Source organism: Rheinheimera sp. 4Y26 (genome assembly GCF_025245835.1).
Taxonomy (GTDB): domain Bacteria; phylum Pseudomonadota; class Gammaproteobacteria; order Enterobacterales; family Alteromonadaceae; genus Pararheinheimera.
Window position 1 is genome coordinate 808,155 of sequence record NZ_JAOBWS010000001.1, and the last position, 17,865, is coordinate 826,019.

15 protein-coding genes are annotated in these 17,865 nt (G+C 49.2%); 8 read left to right on the top strand and 7 right to left on the bottom strand.

What is annotated here, in order from left to right; all coding sequences use genetic code 11:
- Positions 1 to 7: 7 nt before the first annotated feature.
- The gene (locus N3Z11_RS03400; protein ID WP_260655732.1) at positions 8 to 808 is read right to left on the bottom strand and encodes a hypothetical protein; all 801 of its coding nucleotides are present in this window, start codon (positions 806 to 808) and stop codon (positions 8 to 10) included.
- A gap of 210 nt (positions 809 to 1,018) precedes the next feature.
- On the opposite strand from N3Z11_RS03400, the gene N3Z11_RS03405 reads away from it, so the two are divergent.
- The gene (locus tag N3Z11_RS03405) at positions 1,019 to 2,005 is read left to right on the top strand and encodes an EamA family transporter (RefSeq protein WP_260655733.1); all 987 of its coding nucleotides are present in this window, start codon (positions 1,019 to 1,021) and stop codon (positions 2,003 to 2,005) included.
- 743 nt (positions 2,006 to 2,748) lie between these two features.
- Here the strand turns inward: N3Z11_RS03405 and N3Z11_RS03410 are convergent.
- Both N3Z11_RS03410 and N3Z11_RS03415 read right to left on the bottom strand, forming a co-directional pair.
- Entirely contained in the window at positions 2,749 to 3,357 is a 609-nt protein-coding gene (locus N3Z11_RS03410; protein ID WP_260655734.1) for a hypothetical protein, read from the bottom strand.
- Between the two features lie 96 nt (positions 3,358 to 3,453).
- Positions 3,454 to 3,900: a hypothetical protein gene (locus tag N3Z11_RS03415; RefSeq protein ID WP_260655735.1), complete on the bottom strand. Its 447-nt coding sequence runs from the start codon at positions 3,898 to 3,900 to the stop codon at positions 3,454 to 3,456.
- Positions 3,901 to 4,782: 882 nt separating this feature from the next.
- Between N3Z11_RS03415 and N3Z11_RS03420 the strand changes: the two genes are divergently transcribed.
- Both N3Z11_RS03420 and N3Z11_RS03425 read left to right on the top strand, forming a co-directional pair.
- Positions 4,783 to 5,670, top strand: coding sequence for an AraC family transcriptional regulator (locus N3Z11_RS03420; protein ID WP_260655736.1), 888 nt, complete (start codon positions 4,783 to 4,785; stop codon positions 5,668 to 5,670).
- Positions 5,671 to 5,830: 160 nt separating this feature from the next.
- On the top strand, positions 5,831 to 7,942 hold the full coding sequence (locus N3Z11_RS03425; protein ID WP_260655737.1) for a hypothetical protein: 2,112 nt from the start codon (positions 5,831 to 5,833) through the stop codon (positions 7,940 to 7,942).
- 71 nt (positions 7,943 to 8,013) lie between these two features.
- On the opposite strand, the gene N3Z11_RS03430 is transcribed toward N3Z11_RS03425, so the two are convergent.
- The 3 genes from N3Z11_RS03430 to N3Z11_RS03440 all read right to left on the bottom strand — a co-directional run bounded on the left by N3Z11_RS03430 (position 8,014) and on the right by N3Z11_RS03440 (position 12,951).
- Entirely contained in the window at positions 8,014 to 8,844 is an 831-nt protein-coding gene (locus tag N3Z11_RS03430; RefSeq protein WP_260655738.1) for a hypothetical protein, read from the bottom strand.
- Positions 8,845 to 9,079: 235 nt separating this feature from the next.
- Complete coding sequence (locus N3Z11_RS03435; RefSeq protein WP_260655739.1) at positions 9,080 to 10,606, bottom strand: hypothetical protein; 1,527 nt, start codon at positions 10,604 to 10,606, stop codon at positions 9,080 to 9,082.
- Between the two features lie 326 nt (positions 10,607 to 10,932).
- Positions 10,933 to 12,951: a glycoside hydrolase family 97 protein gene (locus N3Z11_RS03440; protein WP_260655740.1), complete on the bottom strand. Its 2,019-nt coding sequence runs from the start codon at positions 12,949 to 12,951 to the stop codon at positions 10,933 to 10,935.
- Here N3Z11_RS03440 and N3Z11_RS03445 point away from each other — a divergent pair.
- A complete protein-coding gene (locus tag N3Z11_RS03445) occupies positions 12,940 to 13,143 on the top strand; it encodes a hypothetical protein (protein WP_260655741.1) in 204 nt (67 codons plus the stop codon). The two genes, N3Z11_RS03440 and N3Z11_RS03445, sit on opposite strands and share 12 nt — an antisense overlap.
- 146 nt (positions 13,144 to 13,289) lie before the next feature.
- Positions 13,290 to 14,153 carry a peptidoglycan-binding protein gene (locus N3Z11_RS03450; RefSeq protein WP_260655742.1) on the top strand — a complete coding sequence of 288 codons (864 nt, stop codon included), beginning with the start codon at positions 13,290 to 13,292 and terminating at the stop codon, positions 14,151 to 14,153.
- Positions 14,154 to 14,269: 116 nt separating this feature from the next.
- On the opposite strand, the gene N3Z11_RS03455 is transcribed toward N3Z11_RS03450, so the two are convergent.
- A complete protein-coding gene (locus N3Z11_RS03455) occupies positions 14,270 to 15,127 on the bottom strand; it encodes a LysR family transcriptional regulator (RefSeq protein ID WP_260655743.1) in 858 nt (285 codons plus the stop codon).
- Positions 15,128 to 15,249: 122 nt separating this feature from the next.
- Between N3Z11_RS03455 and N3Z11_RS03460 the strand changes: the two genes are divergently transcribed.
- The 3 genes from N3Z11_RS03460 to N3Z11_RS03470 all read left to right on the top strand — a co-directional run bounded on the left by N3Z11_RS03460 (position 15,250) and on the right by N3Z11_RS03470 (position 17,731).
- Positions 15,250 to 16,440, top strand: a complete 1,191-nt coding sequence (locus N3Z11_RS03460) for an MFS transporter (RefSeq protein ID WP_260655744.1) — start codon at positions 15,250 to 15,252, stop codon at positions 16,438 to 16,440.
- A 237-nt stretch (positions 16,441 to 16,677) separates the two neighbouring features.
- A complete protein-coding gene (locus N3Z11_RS03465) occupies positions 16,678 to 17,313 on the top strand; it encodes a response regulator (protein ID WP_260655745.1) in 636 nt (211 codons plus the stop codon).
- Positions 17,303 to 17,731, top strand: a complete 429-nt coding sequence (locus tag N3Z11_RS03470; RefSeq protein WP_260655746.1) for a response regulator — start codon at positions 17,303 to 17,305, stop codon at positions 17,729 to 17,731. Before N3Z11_RS03465 ends, N3Z11_RS03470 begins: the two co-directional genes overlap by 11 nt.
- The last annotated feature ends 134 nt before the right edge of the window (positions 17,732 to 17,865 follow it).

The following is a 17,865-nucleotide window of genomic DNA, read 5'->3' on the forward strand; positions in this document are numbered from 1 at the left end:
TCTGCTGTTAAGGCAGTAATTCAGGCGGTAAATAATATTCCTGAAGCACCATTTTGAGTTTGCCCTGTTTGTGATAACGCTGAATAGCATTTTCAATTTGGGCAAAAGCACTTTTATGCTCCGGATGGCAAATCAGATTGTCGCGGATAGTGGCTGGTGTATAACGCTGGTCATAGGGAAATTGTTCCTTAAGGCCAAGCTCACGGTAAGCGGCCAGCACATCCGGATAAAACACCAGGCTGTAATTGACCCGGCCGGACATCAGCATTTGCAGATTTTCCAGTTCACTGCCGACAGTATAAAAATGCTGGGCGTTATCTAAAATGCGCTGCATCTGCGGGCTGACGGGCACACCACGCACAATACTGATCTGATCTTTGGTGGTGACATCAGCAGCGCTTTTCACCAGCGGTGCGCCGGGCCTGCTGATCACTTTGACCATGGCATAATTAAAGGGCGTGCTGCTGAGTAGTTCACTGCTGAGTAACGACCGTTCCGGCGCATCAAAGGTATCCAGCCCTGGTGCATAACAGGCAAAAAGCCCACGGGCAAAATCGGCTTTGGCTCTTTTCATCGGCAGCACCACCAGCTGATAACGGCTGGCAAGGCCGGTTTCCTGCAAAATTTGCGACAGCAGCTGATAATAGACGCCACTTTGAGCCTGGTTCTGTGCAGAGCTGGCCGGTGCGTCAAACAAACCGCTGAGTTCAGCAGCCGCTATCTGAAATTTCTGCGCCGGCTGCGCCTGTGCCGGCACCATACCGCTCAGGGTAAAAAACAACAGAAAATACCGATAAAACAACAACATCTTAGTCAGCTCCCTGCAGGTTTTGTGGTGATAACCACCAAAACAGCATAATCCCCTTATTGAAACTAAGGAATATAGCAGCGGAATATATTGCCAACTTTGTTGAAGTTGTCCGTGATTTTTGGTCTGTGGCAGGTGATGATTGTGGTACTCCCAGCTATGGCCACTGGGGGGATTTGATGCAAAACAAGCGGCCTGAAAGGGTGCAGGATGATGATGTCATTAAAAGATAAGTTTTTAGCGCTCTGTGTGGTGGTGGTCTGGGGGCTGAATTTTGTGGTGATTAAGATTGGTGTGGAGCAGATGCCGCCGCTGTTACTGGCCGGTTTACGTTTTGTGCTGGTGGCATTTCCGGTCATCTTTTTTGTAAAACGCCCGCAGGTGCCGCTGCGCTGGCTGATTGCTTATGGCATGACCATCAGCTTTGGTCAGTTTGCATTTTTGTTTTTTGCTATCAAGCTTGGCATGCCGGTTGGTCTGGCCTCGGTAATGCTGCAGGCGCAGGTGTTTTTTACCATCTTGCTGGGGGTATTGCTGCTGTCGGAAAAGTTGTACTGGTACCATATCGCCGGCATGGCGGTGACTGTGCTTGGCATGGTGATTCTGGCAACTGCCGGTATGCCAGGCGATGCCATACAAGCTGAACTTGCTCATGGCCAGCTTGCGCTGGGTCAAAACACTTCAGGTCAGGTCGCTCTGGATCAAAACAGTGCGGGCATCACGCTCACGACGCTGATTGTGATTCTGGCCGCGGCGCTGTCCTGGGGGCTGGGTAATATCAGCAATAAAATGATTATGCGTGACCATCAACCCGCTGTGATGTCGTTGGTGGTATGGAGTGCGCTGGTGCCGATAGCGCCATTTTTTGTCTGTTCCTGGTTATTTGACGGTACTGCAGTGATGACCGCAAGTTTGGTCAATATCCAACTGCCAACAGTGCTGGCACTGTGTTACTTAGCCTATATCGCCACTTTTGTAGGTTATGGCATTTGGGGTTACCTGCTTAGCCGCTACGAAACCTGGCGTGTTACGCCACTCTCACTACTGGTGCCTGTGGTGGGTATTTTCAGCGGCGCGCTGATCCTGGGCGAGCGGTTGGCCCCCCAACAAATGCTCGGTGCGCTGGTGATTATTATTGGCCTGCTGGTCAATGTGTTTGGTGGAACGCTGCAACAGCGATGGTTGCAAAGGGCATAGCTGTTGCTTTATGCCTTTTAGCCGAAGCCTGCGACATGGCGCGGCATATTAGTTTTTAGTTTTCAGCTTGCAGCTGCTGGCGCTTTTGAAACGGGGACTCGCCCCCGCGGGCGAGTCACTTTTTGTATCGACAAAAAGTGACGCAAAAAACGACCCCGGTAAGCCTTCGAAAGCCCGCTAAAAATCAAAAGTTTGAGGCGCCGCCTGCTTTTTAAAACCACGGGGCAGCGGCTGCTAGCGTCAGCCGCTTCAAACAGTTGGCGTCTTAAAACCTCAAACTTTCAATTTTTATCGGCTCGGCTTAAAGGGGAGGGGTTTGATTCGAGAATTTAATTTTTTCTATTATTTTTCAAGCGGGTATGTTTTGGCAAAAACCAAGATCTGACTCTGGTGCCTTTTGTCACTTTGCTTCTCGAAGACGGGGATACCGCCCAACGATGCCAAGAAGTAGCAACAGAATACAAGCCAGGCCTGCCAGGAGGATAAATGGTGGCGGAAAGTCCTCGCCTGACTGAGCCAGTTCCACCAGCCACCAGGTGACAGCGAAGAACCCAACACCAAGTATCATGCTGATAAGGCGCAAAACCATTGCCATTTGTACCCATTTCATCCGTTGAGCCTCCAAACCCGATGTACCGAGATTCTATTGTGACCTTGCGAAACGACTCTTATATGGTCGCTTCTGATGCTTAACGTTTAAAGTAAGCGAAGGGTACGCGTTGCGTTGCCTTTGTTTGTTATGTTTATTTTCGCCTAACCTTTGGACTAAAGAAATTTTCTATACTGTTGACCGATTCGGCAATTTGCCTACTAAAATCATCGTTCTCTGACGAGAAGTAGACTATTTTGTCGTTTTCTATGACGCGCTGACGATTGTTGTCGACATTAGCACCCGGCCCAGCATAGGCTCCTTTCAGCCAGAAATGTAGCCATATAGCGCCTCTTATTTCACCGATTCGCTCTTGCAGACCATTAAAAATATCGTGCGCTTCGTTAGACCAGATAACTTTAGTTTCAAGGCGAATCGTTTGTAGTTCAGCCCATTTTTTATAAAGATGATTTAAACGTTCTTCGTAAATCCGTTGTTCTTCTTCCAGCCGGCGACCTGCTTCGACTTCCTCTTTACTAAGATATAGCATTGGGTTTCTTACTGACTGAAGGGCTTGCTGAACCCCATAGGTACCAAGGATCGCCTTTTTCGCTAGTTCGTATTCACTTGTACCTTTAAGCTGTCTACTCCAAGTAAACAAACCCAGCCCACCAATAATCAAAGCGCCTAAAGTGCCAATAATTGAAATGACATCTTTCGTAAGCGACCAATTAATTTCGCTAATTGTTACGCAGAGATTCAAACATTACTCCTATAAACATAACGCTCGCCGCACAGGCCGAAACCCGCTCTGCGGTTGAGGTCTAGGCCACGCAGTCGCCGATTGTGACTGCGCCTGTTAAGTGCGTTGTTTGGCATATAGCTCCCTCGCTTTTTGCAACCGCTTCACGATGGCCTGATATGTTGGACCTTTTCTAACGTCAGCAATACCTGCTGTACCATTCTTCAAATAAAACGCTTCAACTTTTTCAATGTACTGCGCACAGTAGAATATCTCTTGTTCGTAATTTTTTTCTTTCCTAGATAGAATTGCCACGCGCTCAAAGTAATAAGGTGCTGGAACCATACCAGCTTTTTCCATTGTCTTTAGTTCTGCATCGCAGCAGTGAATCATTGCATCGATGTCATGCTTCTTCTCATCAACCAGCTCCCAAGTTTGTTTGCCATCGACCAAATTAACCCCGTCCGTTACCTCTGCGATTAACTCGCCACTGGTTTTAGGAGTTCCATCTTTTTTGTGCATTGAAGACTGCTTTTTTTTAAACAAGAAACTTAAAATACTCATCTGCATCCCTCAGCACTTAATAACTTAATCAATGGGGCAACCCTCGTTTTAAATCGTGGCTCGTCCCTTTTTTCTTTTAACGATGTTTTGAAGTTATACAGAAATATGATTTACGACAAGTGGTTATCAAGGCATTAGTTTTTGGTGAGCGTGAAAGTGGGGATAAACCCGGATAGTTAAATCATTGCTAACAACTTAAAAGATTCCTACTGCGCTGCTGTTGTTTAAACCCACAATCCTCCTGCCAGCGCTTTTCCTCCCCGTAAAGTGAGCCGTGGTTTTGGCCGGTTTTGAGGTTTTAAGCCGACAACTGTTTGAGGCAAGCGACGGTAGCGCTTGCCGAGTTTTGGCGGCGCCTCAAAATCGAGTCAAAACCACGGGCTTTCGAACGATCCCGGGGTGATTTCTTTGCGTCTCTTTCTTTGTCAGCAAAGAAAGAGACTCGCCTGCCGGGGCGAAACCCGGCATAACACCCTTAGCTGCCAGCTAAACCAAAACCAGCGCCATATCAGCAAATGCAACATAAACCCGGCATAGCACCCTTAGCTGCCAGCTAACCCCCACCCCCGCATAGCTCCATCAGCTGCCAGCTAAACCAAAACCATTGCCCCTGTTGCAGAAACAGCCGCAAATCAACATCCCGTTTTACACGCTGTTATTCCTGTTTTCTAACCTGCACGTTGAGAATATTGTATACAGTATGTAGTATCGGTTTTGTCTAAAACAACAAGGCTTAACAGGCTGTGATTGGCAGGCAGGAACAACGTAGGGCTAAAGTGGGAACCCAGGCTTACAGCTACGGCAAACCCAGTGTTACAGCTGCGCTGCAAAATCTGCCATGGCTATACAACCAACAATAAAGGGCCATCCAGGAGGCAAGCGATGCAAGAATGGTTACAGCGCATTATTTTTGACTACAGCAGCCCGTTAACCCGCCAGGGCAACGAAGATAAGTTTGGTTTTCGTATTCACAGCCCCGACGTGATGCCGCACAGCCACTGGCATGGCCATATTGAAGTGAATTTCCTGTTTAACTGCGAAGCCGAATATTTAATGAATGGTCGCAAGATTTATCTGCCACAAGGGCGGATGATCCTGTTTTGGGCGTCCATTCCGCATCAGATGACAGCCAGTTTTGGCGACGGTTATATGGTGAATATTTATATTCCGCTGCAGGCCTTTCAGCAGTGGAAGTTTCCCAGCGAGTTTATTGGCGCTTTATTAAGAGGCGAAGTACTGGTGGCTGAGCAAAGCCATGCCGCCGATGTGGCGTTGACCCAACTCTGGGATAAAGATTTAGCGCAAAAAAACGACGCTTTAACAGCGCAGGTGGTCAGTGAAATCCGCAGCCGTATCCGCCGTATGTCGGTGGAAGGCTATCAGCTGCTTGGCTGTGCTGATAAAACGGTGCGCAAAGAGCAGAAAAATCCGGTGGCGGGTTTGTCGCATATCGACACTATGCTCAGGTATATCGCCGACCATTATGATCAAAAAATTACCATCAGTGATGTGGCCGCAGTGACAGGGCTGCACCCCAATTACGCCATGAAATTATTTCACCGCGTGATGAAAATCTCAATAAAACAATACATTAACCGGCTGCGGTTATTACACGCCCAGGCGCTTTTGGTCGATACCGAACAAGGGGTGCTCACCATTGCTATTGAAGCCGGTTTTGGCTCTATCAGCAGGTTTTACGATATTTTCCAGCAAGAACTGCAGATGACCCCACAACAATATCGCAATAAAACCCAGAAGATCAGCGCCTGAAGCGCGCGGCTTTGCTGTGGGTGCATCAGGCAGCGCCTGTGCTGCTGAGGATCCCGGAATAAATGCTGTGCTTGTGCTAAGTCAGGCGTGCAAGCGCTGTGCTGCAATAACAGCCAGAACTGCCGGCCCTTGCTCTGGCAGCTGTCTTTGAGGAGTGAAGATGAAAAAACCAAAGTTACTGGCACTTTGTGCCAGCTTGATGTGCTGTTGTGCAACTTTGTGGTCTTGCACCAGCCAGGAGTCCACCGCTGTGGTGGTTTCAAATGCAAAATTGCCGGGCAGTGCAAAGGCTGCTGCACACTCAGCTGCAGACACTGATCTGAACCAGCTTGCCAACAGCCTGACCGACCGCTGGCAGCTGCAGCAGGGGGCTATTCGCTGGCAGGTTCAGGATGCCCATCAGGATCATCTGGAGTTTAGTGGTGAGCAGTTGTCGGCCATTATTTATTATGGTGCTGACCCAAAGGGCGAGTTGGTATTAAAGCGCAAGCTGGTGTGGCCTATGTTGCGCACCATCCCCAATGACACCCACGCCAGTTTAATCCATCAGTTTGATTTGGCTTTGTCACCTGTGCTTAGCCTCAAGGGCCAGCAATTGGCAGAGGAGCGTCCGCTTTGGGTGCAATATGATGGTTTGCTGAAAATTCACAGTGCACTGGGCTCTGGCCTCACTTTAACCCGAACCTTAACGCCAAGCCCAACCGGTGCTTTTCTGGTGGAACAGCATGAACTGCATAACGAGGGCAGCAGCCCAGTAACCCTTCAGGTAGCGCCGCTCGACTACCGGCACAGCACAGACGCTGCCAAAGGCGTGGATGGCAGTTATCTGATTCGTGCCCGCAGCGATTATAGCGGCGAAGTCACACTGGCCGCCGGTGAGCGTTTCAGCTACCAGCTGACCTTCAGTGCAGTGCGGCAGTCGGATGCAGGCTTTAGCATCAGCGCCGCAGAAGCTGCCGATACTTTGCTGCAACGCCAGTTATATCTGGCCTCTTTGCGGCAAAAGTTGCAGCTGGAAACACCGGATCCTGTGCTGAATCAGATGTTTGAATTTGCCAAACTGCGTGCGGCCGAAAGTATTTACCGCACCAAAGGTGGTTTAATGCATGGCCCTGGTGGCGGCCGTTATTATGCGGCCATCTGGGCCAATGATCAGGCCGAATATGTGAATCCGTTTTTTCCGTTTTTGGGTGATGCCAATGGCAACGAATCGGCACGGGTCAGCTTTTTTCATTTTGCCCGTTTTATCAATCCGCAGTTTAAACCTTTGCCTTCCTCTATTGTGGCCGAGGGCCTGGATATCTGGAATGGGGTAGGAGACAGGGGCGACTGCGCCATGGTGGCTTATGGTGCCAGCCGTTACGCACTGGCCTCGGGTGATGCAGAGCAGGCACAACAACTGTTGCCTTTGATCCAGTGGTGTCTGGACTACAACAAGCACAAAATGACCAGCGATGGGGTGATAGCCTCAGACACTGACGAGCTGGAAAACCGCTTTGAAGCAGGTGAGGTGAATTTAAGTACCAATATGCTGGCCTATGGTGCTTTGGTGTCATCGGCGCATTTATATCGGGCATTGGGAGACACCGTCAAAGCGACCGCACTCAATGCCGATGCGGCAAAGCTGCGCACTGCCATTCACAGTTATTTTGCCGGTGAAGTGGAAGGTTTTCATACCTACCGTTATTACGACGGCAATACCAAACTGCGGGCCTGGATAGCGCTGCCACTGGTGATGGGGTTTGCTGAACAAAAACAAGGCACGCTGGATGCTTTGTTGTCGCCACAGCTTTGGACTGAAAACGGTATTTTAACTGAGTCCGGCGCTAAGACCTTCTGGGACAGAGCCACGCTGTATGCATTTCGTGGCATTTTTGCCGCAGGTGAAACCGACACCGCAATGAAATACCTGAAATATTACAGCCGTAAACGCCTGCTGGGTGAACATGTGCCATTTGCAGTCGAAGCCTGGCCGGAAGGGGATCAACGCCATCTGTCGGCAGAAAGCGGACTTTATGCCCGTGTTATCACTGAAGGTTTATTTGGCATTGAGCCTACAGGTTTTAAAAACTTTACTGTAGCACCCAGATTGCCAACCGGTTGGGATCAGATGTGTTTGCGGCAAATCCGCGCTTTTGCCAGCAATTTTGACCTTTGTGTGGTGCGGCAGTCTTCGGTGGATAAACCTTATCTGCTTGAGTTCACAGTGCAGGGGCAGGGCAGTCGTCAATACAGCTGGGATGGCATCGCGCCATTGAGTTTACAGCTGTAACCTATGACCATCCAAGCGCCCTCAGGTTTTGCTCTGGGTTTGCTCAGGGCTTGGCCGGGGCGCTAAGGCTGTTATTTTCTCAGACTGCTGTCTGGCTTTTGTTCAGGCTGTATTGCCGGGCTCTGTTGATTGCGCTTGGTTTGAACGGCCATGTTTTGGTGCTCAGGCTTTGGCAAAGGCGGGTAAGTAGCCAGCACTTTTTCGATTTGTTCCGCCACCAGCGGTGCCAGCTGGCGGTGCTGATGGTGCAGCATATGATAAAACGGCAGTGGCCTGTGGGCGATTTCAAAACGTTGTGGGCTTACCTGCAAAGTGGTGTGAAAACGAGCGCCATCCACCATTAAAAAGCGGTCGACCTTTTTTTGCTGATATAAATCCACTAACTGCTGCCAGCTGTTCACTTCGTAGGTTTTGGCCAGTACCTGCAGCTTAATCAGTTGCCGTGCAGTTTTAACCACAGGGGTAAATATCAGCAGATTGGGATCGTTAATATCGGCGGCTTTGCAAGGCACCAAAGCACTGCAATGGTAACTGACCTGCATCTGATCGAGCTGGTGCACCAGCACCAGCTGTGGCAACAGCCGGCTGAGTGCGTCAATACGGGCAATGTCGCCATCAATTTTGCCTTGCTGATATAACTGGATAAAACGCTCCGGAGCAGCTTCGACCAGCTGTATTTCAATGCCAAGATTCTGATATGCCTGCAGCACTATAGGTAAATAATATTGTTGCATTGTTGGGTGATTGCTGTAACTGAGCACCAGCACTCTGGGCAAAGTACCTTTAGCTGCCGCAACACCCGGCAGACAGCTATAACAACAGAGCAGCAGTAGCCAGAGCTGTGTTTTAACACCACAAAAGATGCGCAAGGCAATATCCGTAAAAGGCCTGTTGTAGGGCACTGTTTTATCCTGTGTTGGCGCTGCTGTAATTGTGTTGCTGTCATCCTGTCAGGGCGCAGCTTAATGCTGGTACTGCATTTGTAAGAGCTTCGCCATGATTATGGCGCAACCTTCAGAGTTATAGCACTGATTTTTAAAAGAAAGCTGTATTTTTCAACTTTTGCAGTTCATCTTTTAGCACAGGCAAAAGGCAGCAATGCTGCTGCCTTTATTACGCGTTCAGAGCAGGGTTGTGTTATCTCGGGCCGTAAGCCTGCAAAAAGTTGCGTTTAGCAGCTGCAGTGGCTTGCTGATCGGGCCTGATATCAGCTTCTTCAACAAAATGGCTTAAAGTCAGGCCCATTCTGGTGAGATAAGGCGTAATATCCAGATATTCGTTGCCACTGACATAACGGCGGAAAAATTCGGTCATATCCACGCCGCTCACCAGCTTCACATGGCGGATAATATCGGCGCTGCTATAACCTTTGGGCTGCTGGCCTTTTTCGGTGGTGCCAAATTCGCTGAACATAGAGCGCATCAAGTCGGCTACACCTTTTTCACCGTCTGTGGCGTCCCGCATTTCTGCTTCCATTGCCATCGCCACTAAAGCACCACCACCATAGACCAGGGTTCGCAGCGGTTGTTTGTCGTGACCAGCCTGCTGAAAACTGGCTTGAGAGCGCTGATAATAACGGCCAATGGCATGGCGGCTGTACATGGTTTCAAAACGTTTGAGCAGCCAGGCCTGGTCAAACTGACCACCACGGTGCAGCAAGACTGCAGTCAGGTAATCGGTAAAACCTTCTTTAAACCATTCTTCGTCCACTGAAGCCGGCACCATCGACAGGCCATTCCAGAAATGCAGCAGCTCGTGTGCCATCACATTACCCCAGACGACGCGGTTGGCCTCAGTAGCAGGGCCTTTAATCAGCTGACTAAAACTGCCTTCAAAAGCACCGCCATCGGCAAAACCTTCGTTCACCACTATCAGATATTGTTTCCGGTTTGGTGTGCTGCCAAACATAGTGCTGGATTGTTGCAGCATGCTTTGCAGCAGGCTGGTAAAACGCTGGCTGTCTTTGGCATAAGGAGCGCCCAGCACTAAATCCAGGCTGTAGTCCTGATGTTGAATTTGCTGGTGTTGAGCCGTGCCAAAAAACATCACGTTGGATAAAAGTTCGCGGCGGCTGCTGGCGTTAAAGCTGTTGTCAGCCGTTTTTGGCCAGGGTGTATACGCCTGCCAGCCTTTGGGCAATTCAAACTGCACTTTGATATTGGGGTCCATTTTGTCGGCCGGCACGACAAATAAAGCGTAACCGGTAAAAAATAAACCTTCGTCAGTTTTATAAGCCACTTCTTCCACCCCGGCCGGCCACTGATAAGCGCCATGGCCGGTTTCTACTTTATAACGTACCCGCACAGGCTGATCGCCAACCGGCAATACCCAGTCGCCGTCCGGTGTGGTGCTAAAACTGATGTTTTTGCCCTGGCTGTCTTCAACTTGTAAATCTTTGATAAAAGCCGTTTGTCCTGCGGGTAAACCCACAGCACCCATCACATTAAACAAAGCCAGTGTATTGCCATGCAGCTGATAGCGGGCGTCCACTTCCAGCCCATCCGGTTGTACTTTCACATAAATTGCCGGCGCTAACTGAGCTTGTGCAGCTGCTTGTGACACTGGTGCAGCTTGCACTGGCGCGCTGGCAAGGGCTGCGCCGGTATAACAGCTCAGCAGCAGGCTGGCGGTATAACAAAAAGTGATTTTGGTTAATTTAAACATCAGTTGCAGTTCCTAAGGGGCAGCCTGTACGTGCAGGTTGCTTATGATTGTCAGTGATAAAATTGGCCTTATCAGTATTGCAGTGAAGTTGCTGACCGGGCCTGCTGGGGCGGGATTATTAAAAAATTTGTTTAGCGATGCGACTTAGCATTTGTATCAGAATATTCAGATATGTCAGGCTTAAAAAATATCTTATTGCTTTTCATAAGCTTAACTTTAGCAACTTATGTTATAGGCACAAAAATTCTGCCTGGGCGGGCAAAAAAAGCCCGGCATGAAGGCCGGGCTTTGCTGCAATCACGACGACTGTGGTAGGCGCAGGTTGATCACAAAGGCGTTAAAATAGCGGCAAAACCACCACCGGCCACCATTGGGATATCCAGTGTATCGCCGGCTTTAACCACACGTTTTTCCAGTTTGTAATCTTCAGCATGACGGTCAGCATTGATGCCGTCTTTAATCAGCTCGAGCTGATAAGAGCCTTTTGGCAGAAAATCCAGTTTGACCGGAAAAGTGCGTGGCTGGTCATTCGTCATGCCCGCTACATACCAGTTGTTGCCGTTTTGCCTTGCCAGCAACAGGTATTCGCCGATATTGGCGTGCAACACTTTAAAGTTATCCCACACTGTTGGAATTTTGCTGATAAAAGCCGGAATTTCAGGCTCTGCCAGATAGCTGTTCGGCGTGTCGGCCAGCATTTGCAGCGGGCTTTCATAAAGTACAAACATCGCCAGCTGATGAGCGCGGGTGCCCAGGCTCATAGGGCGGGAAAACACCGCATTAAAGTCTTTGCGATGGGCATTACGCATAGCGCCAGGCGTGTAATCCATCGGCCCTGCAATCATGCGGATAAAAGGCAAATGCAGGTTGTGTGCTGGGGTTATCGCATCTGACCATTTATGGTTTTCCAGCCCTTTGACACCTTCGCGGGTCAGCACATTAGGGTAAGTGCGGTGTATACCGGCCGGTTTATAAGAGCCATGAAAATTCACCATCAGCTGATATTTGGCAGCCATAGCGGCGGCGCGCCAATAAAAATTCACCATGCTTTGGCTGTCGCTGTTCATAAAATCGATTTTAAGGCCGGTGATGCCCCATTTTTTATACAACGCCATGGCCGCTTCCATGTTTTTATCCAGGCCGCTCCAGGGCACCCACAGCTGTACGTCCACCCCTTGTTTTTTAGCATGGGCAATAATGGCTTTTACATCAATAGTGGGCAGCACTGTCAGCACATCGTCGTGGGTCGACCAGCCATCGTCGATCAGAATATTTTCAATGCCAAATTTGGCTGCAAAATCAGCGTAATACTTATAGGTTTCGGTATTGATGCCGGCTTTAAAATCCACATCTTTAAAGTTGTTTTCGTTATACCAGTCCCAGGCGATCTGGCCCGGTTTTATCCAGCCTGGCGCGCCGATTCGGGAAGGCTCTGCCAATAAGTAACTCAGCTGAATATTCAAAAGCTCCGCATCAGAACGCGCCACACCAATAATGCGCCAGGGGTAACTGCGCTCACGCGACACTTTGGCAACATGGGCGGTAAATTCGCCGGTTTGTTCCGGGTTTTGCGGGTTCTGTTTGCTCAGATCCAAATCTTTGGGATGCACACCATAGATGCTGCCATCGCCTTTGCCTTGTAACCAAAGGCCGGGGTAATCCTGTAAATCGGTTTCGGTTAATAATAAATTCACGCCTTTGGCGACAAAAAGCGCCGGCAGGCTGCCAAGCTCATCCCCATCAATATTTTTTGCCGGCAACGGGGTAAAAGTAGGCTGGGTGGCGGTGCGGAAGTTTTTTTCAAAAGGGAAATAACTGTAAGTACCGGCAACAAAATTAAACTCGGCCTGTTCTTGGGTAAGCTCCGCTTGATCGGCTTGTTTGCCTTCAAAACGATAAGCTGCACCTTCATTAAAAAGGCGGAAGTTCAGGCTGAAATTCTGTTTAAAATCAATAATAAGTTCGTTGTAGTGATTCTGAATCACCGCGGTGCGCACCTTCACTTCCGGCCGGAGCTGTTCATTGACTGTTTTTTGTTGTTGGCCTTGCACCACCAGTTGCTTGCCAATATGCATGCCGTCGGCAAATTGCAGGCCAATGGCGGAAGGTTTGATCAGCACTTCACCATCCACTTTAAGCTGATACTGCAGTTGGGGGGTGGTATGGACTGTGATCTCCAGTCTGTTGTCCGGTGAGTGCAGGGTAAAAGTTTCGGCTTTGAGCGCCGGAGCCAGGCTGATTGCCAGCAGCAGTAACGTTTTGCGCAGCAACATGGCAGGCGCTGGCCGGAGCTGTTGCTCGTCTGCGGTTGTGGCCCGACAAGGGATGGGGGCATGTTGAAACATCAAGGGTTCTCCATTCATGATAAAAACCCATTGCAGCAGCTCAAACACTTTGCTGGCGCATGTTTTTGCCGCTGTTGTTTCCCGGAAAATAACTCCTGTCGTGCTCGCTTAGCACTGAGCTGTGCGCTACGCCAACGGCTGGCGCTCTTGCGCCTGATGGGTGGCTTTGGACAAAAAAGCAAAAACAACTAAGGTTGAGGGTGCTGGCCCTGGTTTTATCTGATGTGCCGGCACACCTGTTTTCTTGTGAACAGCCAGATTGTGGAGATTGTTGGCGCGAGCTGTGGTTCAGGCTTTGTCCTTGTGGTGTTTCCATTCATCGTTATGGAGGATCGCAAATGACCTACCCTAAATTAGTGCAGGGCGATAAAGGCAAAGATGTCAGTGCTTTACAGACATTATTAAACAAAGTGGGCGCCATGCTCAGAGTGGACGGTGATTATGGCCCCGGCACCACAGCAGCCATTCGTTATGCGCAGGATGTGGCAAGACAGCAGGTAACAGGCATTGCCGATGCCACTTTATGGGACTTTTTGCAAAAGCAGCCACAACCTTTTGCCCCGCTTGACACCAATGGTGTGGCTTTTATTGCACTGGAAGAAACCGGCGGCCTGGCTTATTACCAGCGAGTGACCCGGTTCCCGCATTATCCGGGCGGGGAAAGTGGCATCACGCTCGGAGTAGGTTATGACTTGCGTTTTCACAGTGTGGATGAGTTTTACAACGACTGGAGTGATTATTTAGCCAAAACCACATTGCAGGAACTGAGCAACGATATTGGCAAACAAGGCAGCCCACAAAGGGCAGAGGCACTGAAAAATCAGGGCATTGAAGTGCCTTTTTATGCGGCCTGGCAGGTGTTTGTGCGTAAAACCCTGCCCGGTTTTTATAAAAAAACACTGGTGGCTTACCCATCGCTTGGCGCTTTGCCCGGGCTTTGTGCTTCGGTACTGGTGAGCCTGGTGTATAACAGGGGGCCGGCACTCAGTGGTAAAAACAGGGAAGAAATGGCCAATATCCGCCGTATTCTCGACCAGGCGGAACAGGCCAGGCAACAAGGCAAATCGGCTACAGAGCTGAACCAGTTGTTGCTGCCAGTGGCTGATGAATTGCTGGAAATGAAAAAATACTGGCCTGTGACTTCAGGTGTGGTAAAAAGGCGGCAGCTGGAAGCCAATTTATGGCGGGAAAGTTTGGTCTGACAGCGAAATGGCAGTTTAAAGATGCAGTGCGGTCAAGCCGCGCTGCGTCTGTTGGTCGCTGACCAGAGCCTGTTGAAAAATGCCTGGGAGATACCCTCAGTTATTGTTTTTCTGCATTAACTCAATTGCAGATGCTGTTGTAAAAAACGGATAAAAACGTTGATACGGCCGGATAACGCCGTATTGCGATAATACACCGCATGAATATCTTCCCTTGGATGCGGGCTTTGTAACTGCCCCGGCAATACTTCTATCAGTGCACCACTCTGGCGCAGATCCTGGGTCATAAAATCGGACAACAGTGCTATGCCATGGCCCAGTCTGCACAGCTGCAACAAGGTTTCGCCGCTGCTGGCGCTGATAAACGGCTGAATATGGATAGGGTCTGGAAAATGCCAGTGGTTAAGTTTACTGGGTTCGTTAAAACCTAATAACCTGTGTTTTACCAGGTCGCTGCTCTGTGCCGGTACGCCATATTGTTGTAAATAACTTTTGCTGGCCAATAAGCGCAGCGGGCTTTTGCCAAGTTTGGTGGCATGCAAGTTGGAGTCCTGCAAAGCGCCTATCCTGATGGCAACATCGGTCCGTTTTTCAATCAAATCAATAAAGTTCTCACTGGAAATCAGCTCAAGCTTCACCCTTGGATACTGCCGCTGAAACTCGCCAACCAACCCCACCAACTGGTGCAAAATAAAAGGGCTGGCGGCGTCGACCCGCAATAAACCCACAGCTGTACCACGACTGAGTCTGAGTTGCTCTTCAGCCAGCGCCAGCTGCTGCAAAGCGGGGCGTAGCTGGTTGATAAAAAGCCGGCCCTCTTCGGTGGCTTCTACCCTGCGGGTGGTACGGTTAAATAAAGTCACCGCCAGTTCCTGTTCCAGCCGCTGTACCGCACGGCTGACTTTGGCAACAGGGCAGTCTAATAAACGGGCGGCGGCACTAAAGCTGCCGCTGTCATACAAAGCCAACAGCATTTCAAGATCAGTGGTTTGCGAGATTATGGTCATAAATGAAAAAGTAATTTACTGTTTATGCTGTTTTTCGAAATAGTAGCAAGGCTCATACTGCGCGGCAATTGTTCAATCAGGAGAATATGATGCCACTTGCGTTATGGGCGCTTACCTTAAGTGCTTTTGCTATCGGAACCACCGAGTTTGTCATAGTCGGGCTTATCCCAACTTTGGCGCAGGATTTGGGGGTGACTATTCCATCGGCTGGCCTGTTGGTCAGTTTATATGCGCTGGGTGTTGCCATTGGTGCTCCGGTGTTAACCGCTTTAACCGGCCGTTGGCCGCGGAAAAAATTGTTGCTGGCACTGATGGCACTGTTTACCACCGGCAATGTGTTGGCTTATCTGGCGCCAGGTTACGAAAGTTTAGTGGTAGCCCGCGTGCTGACAGGTCTGGCGCACGGTGTATTTTTTTCCATTGGTTCCACTATTGCCACCAGTCTGGTCAGTAAAGACAAAGAAGCCAGCGCCATAGCGCTGATGTTCACAGGTTTAACAGTTGCACTGGTGACAGGAGTGCCGCTTGGTACCTGGATAGGTCAGTTGTTTGGTTGGCGGGCCACCTTTTTAATAGTGGCTTTGTTAGGTTTTATGGCCTTTATTGGCAGTGTTTTTTTGGTGCCCAATAACCTGAAACAAAATAAAGCAGCGCCGCTTCGTAACCAGTTGCAGGTCTTCACCGAACCAAGGTTATTGCTGGTGTACGCCATGACAGCCGTTGGTTATGGCGGCACTTTTGTGGCTTTTACTTATCTTGCGCCCATTTTGCAGCAGGTTTCTGGTTTTGACGCCGGCGCTATCAGTTTGATTTTATTGGTGTATGGCCTGTCTGTTGCCATTGGCAATATCTGGGGTGGCAAGCTTGCCGATAAACTGGGGCCGGTCAAAGCGCTGAGTATTATTTTTGCTGGTTTGGCTTTGGTATTGCTGACTTTTACTTTTACCGCCGTACATCCGCTGTTAGCAGTGCTGACGGTATTTATCTGGGGTGGTTTTGCTTTTGGCAACGTGCCTGGTTTACAGGTCTATGTGGTGCAGCTGGCTGGCAAATATCGTCCCGGAGCTGTGGATGTGGCTTCTGGTTTAAATATTGCTGCTTTTAATATGGGTATTGCGATAGGTGCAGTGATAGGGGGTATGGTGGTGGCAAAAATGCAGCTGATTGACACCGCCTGGATAGGTTCCCTGATAGTGCTGCTGGCTTTGGGTCTTACCCTGTTGTCGGCGGTACTGGAGAAAAAAGAACCATACAAAGTTCAGCCCTGTGTTGCAGACTGAACAGGTAAAATAACATCATTATTCGCGGGCTGCACTTGCAGCCTGCGTCTTTTTGCCGACGGATAAGCTGTCGTTTTACAGATAAAATTGCATCAGTGCTGTCGGTTTAGGTGTCTGAAAAGAATTGGCACCTTGTTGAATTATTTTGATATTTTATAAATAAGCGCCTTAGTAAATTTTGCACAAAAGCACATTTACAGCTATTTATAAACACAGCAAAGCTGGCGGGATATCAGCATGACGAAGGCACTACGGATTTTACTGGCGGAAGATGATATGTTGCTGGCGCAACTGATGTTATTGCAACTGCAGGATGCGGGCCATCAGGTTGAGCTGGTTGCCGAAGGTGAAACTGCCGTTTCTGCTGCGTTAAGTTATGCTTTTGATTTGGTATTGCTGGACTGGCAAATGCCCGGGATGGACGGACTAGCGGCCGCAGCCATGTTGCGTCAGCTGGGTTATAACAGGCCTTTAGTGTTATTAAGTGCTGATACTGTCGAGTCCTCTTTGTTTGATGCATGTTTACAAAAACCATTTCAGCCGGATAGCTTCCTGGCGATGTTGCGGGCTGTGCTTGGTGCTGATTTACCGCCACAGTTTAACTTGGCTGTAAGTCCGGAGCTCAAACAGCAATTTAAGCTGGCGTTAGCGGATATTCAGCAGCAATTACTGCGGGCTTGTCAAAGCCGGGATGAGGCCACAATGAGGGCTATAACACATCAGTTAAAAGGCAGCGCCGAAAGTTTTGGTGCCGCAGCTTTAACAGCAGAAGCAGATAAATTACAACGCCTCTGGCAGACCCAGCCAGTCCAGCAAGATCAGTTAGTGCTGTTGTTACAGCAAATAGCATTGGAGCTACAAAGTGCCCCGTGAATGGAAAATTCTGTTGGTTGATGATCAGGACTACACCCGGCAGCTGCTGCGTAATTTGCTGATGTCGGTGGCTCCTGAGCCAAAACTGGTGCAGCGCCGTTATAGTTTTTTGCAAGCTTCTACCGCGGCGCAGGCCAGTTATGCCTTTAACCTGTACAGGCCGGATTTAGTATTTCTGGATATTGATTTACCCGACGGTAATGGTCTGGAATTGTTACATCAATTAAAAGAAAGCCGCAAAGACTGTTTTATCGTGATGGTGAGTGGTGTCAGCACACTGGATAATGTCAAAAGTGCCATCAGTGAAGGTGCCGCTTCTTTTATTGTAAAACCTTTTAATGGCGACAAAATTTTTGCGGTGATGCAACTGTTTGATCAATTTATTGAAGAGCAAAGTGTGGCTAAAAAAATGACATGAGTCCGTTGTTTTGCTGTCGTCACTGATGTCGTGTTTATCTTGCGGTACTTTTTGCAGTGTTATCAAGCCTACAAAACATGACTGCTAACACAGCACTGCTATTGATCAAAAACGGCAAGGATAAGTTGTTATCC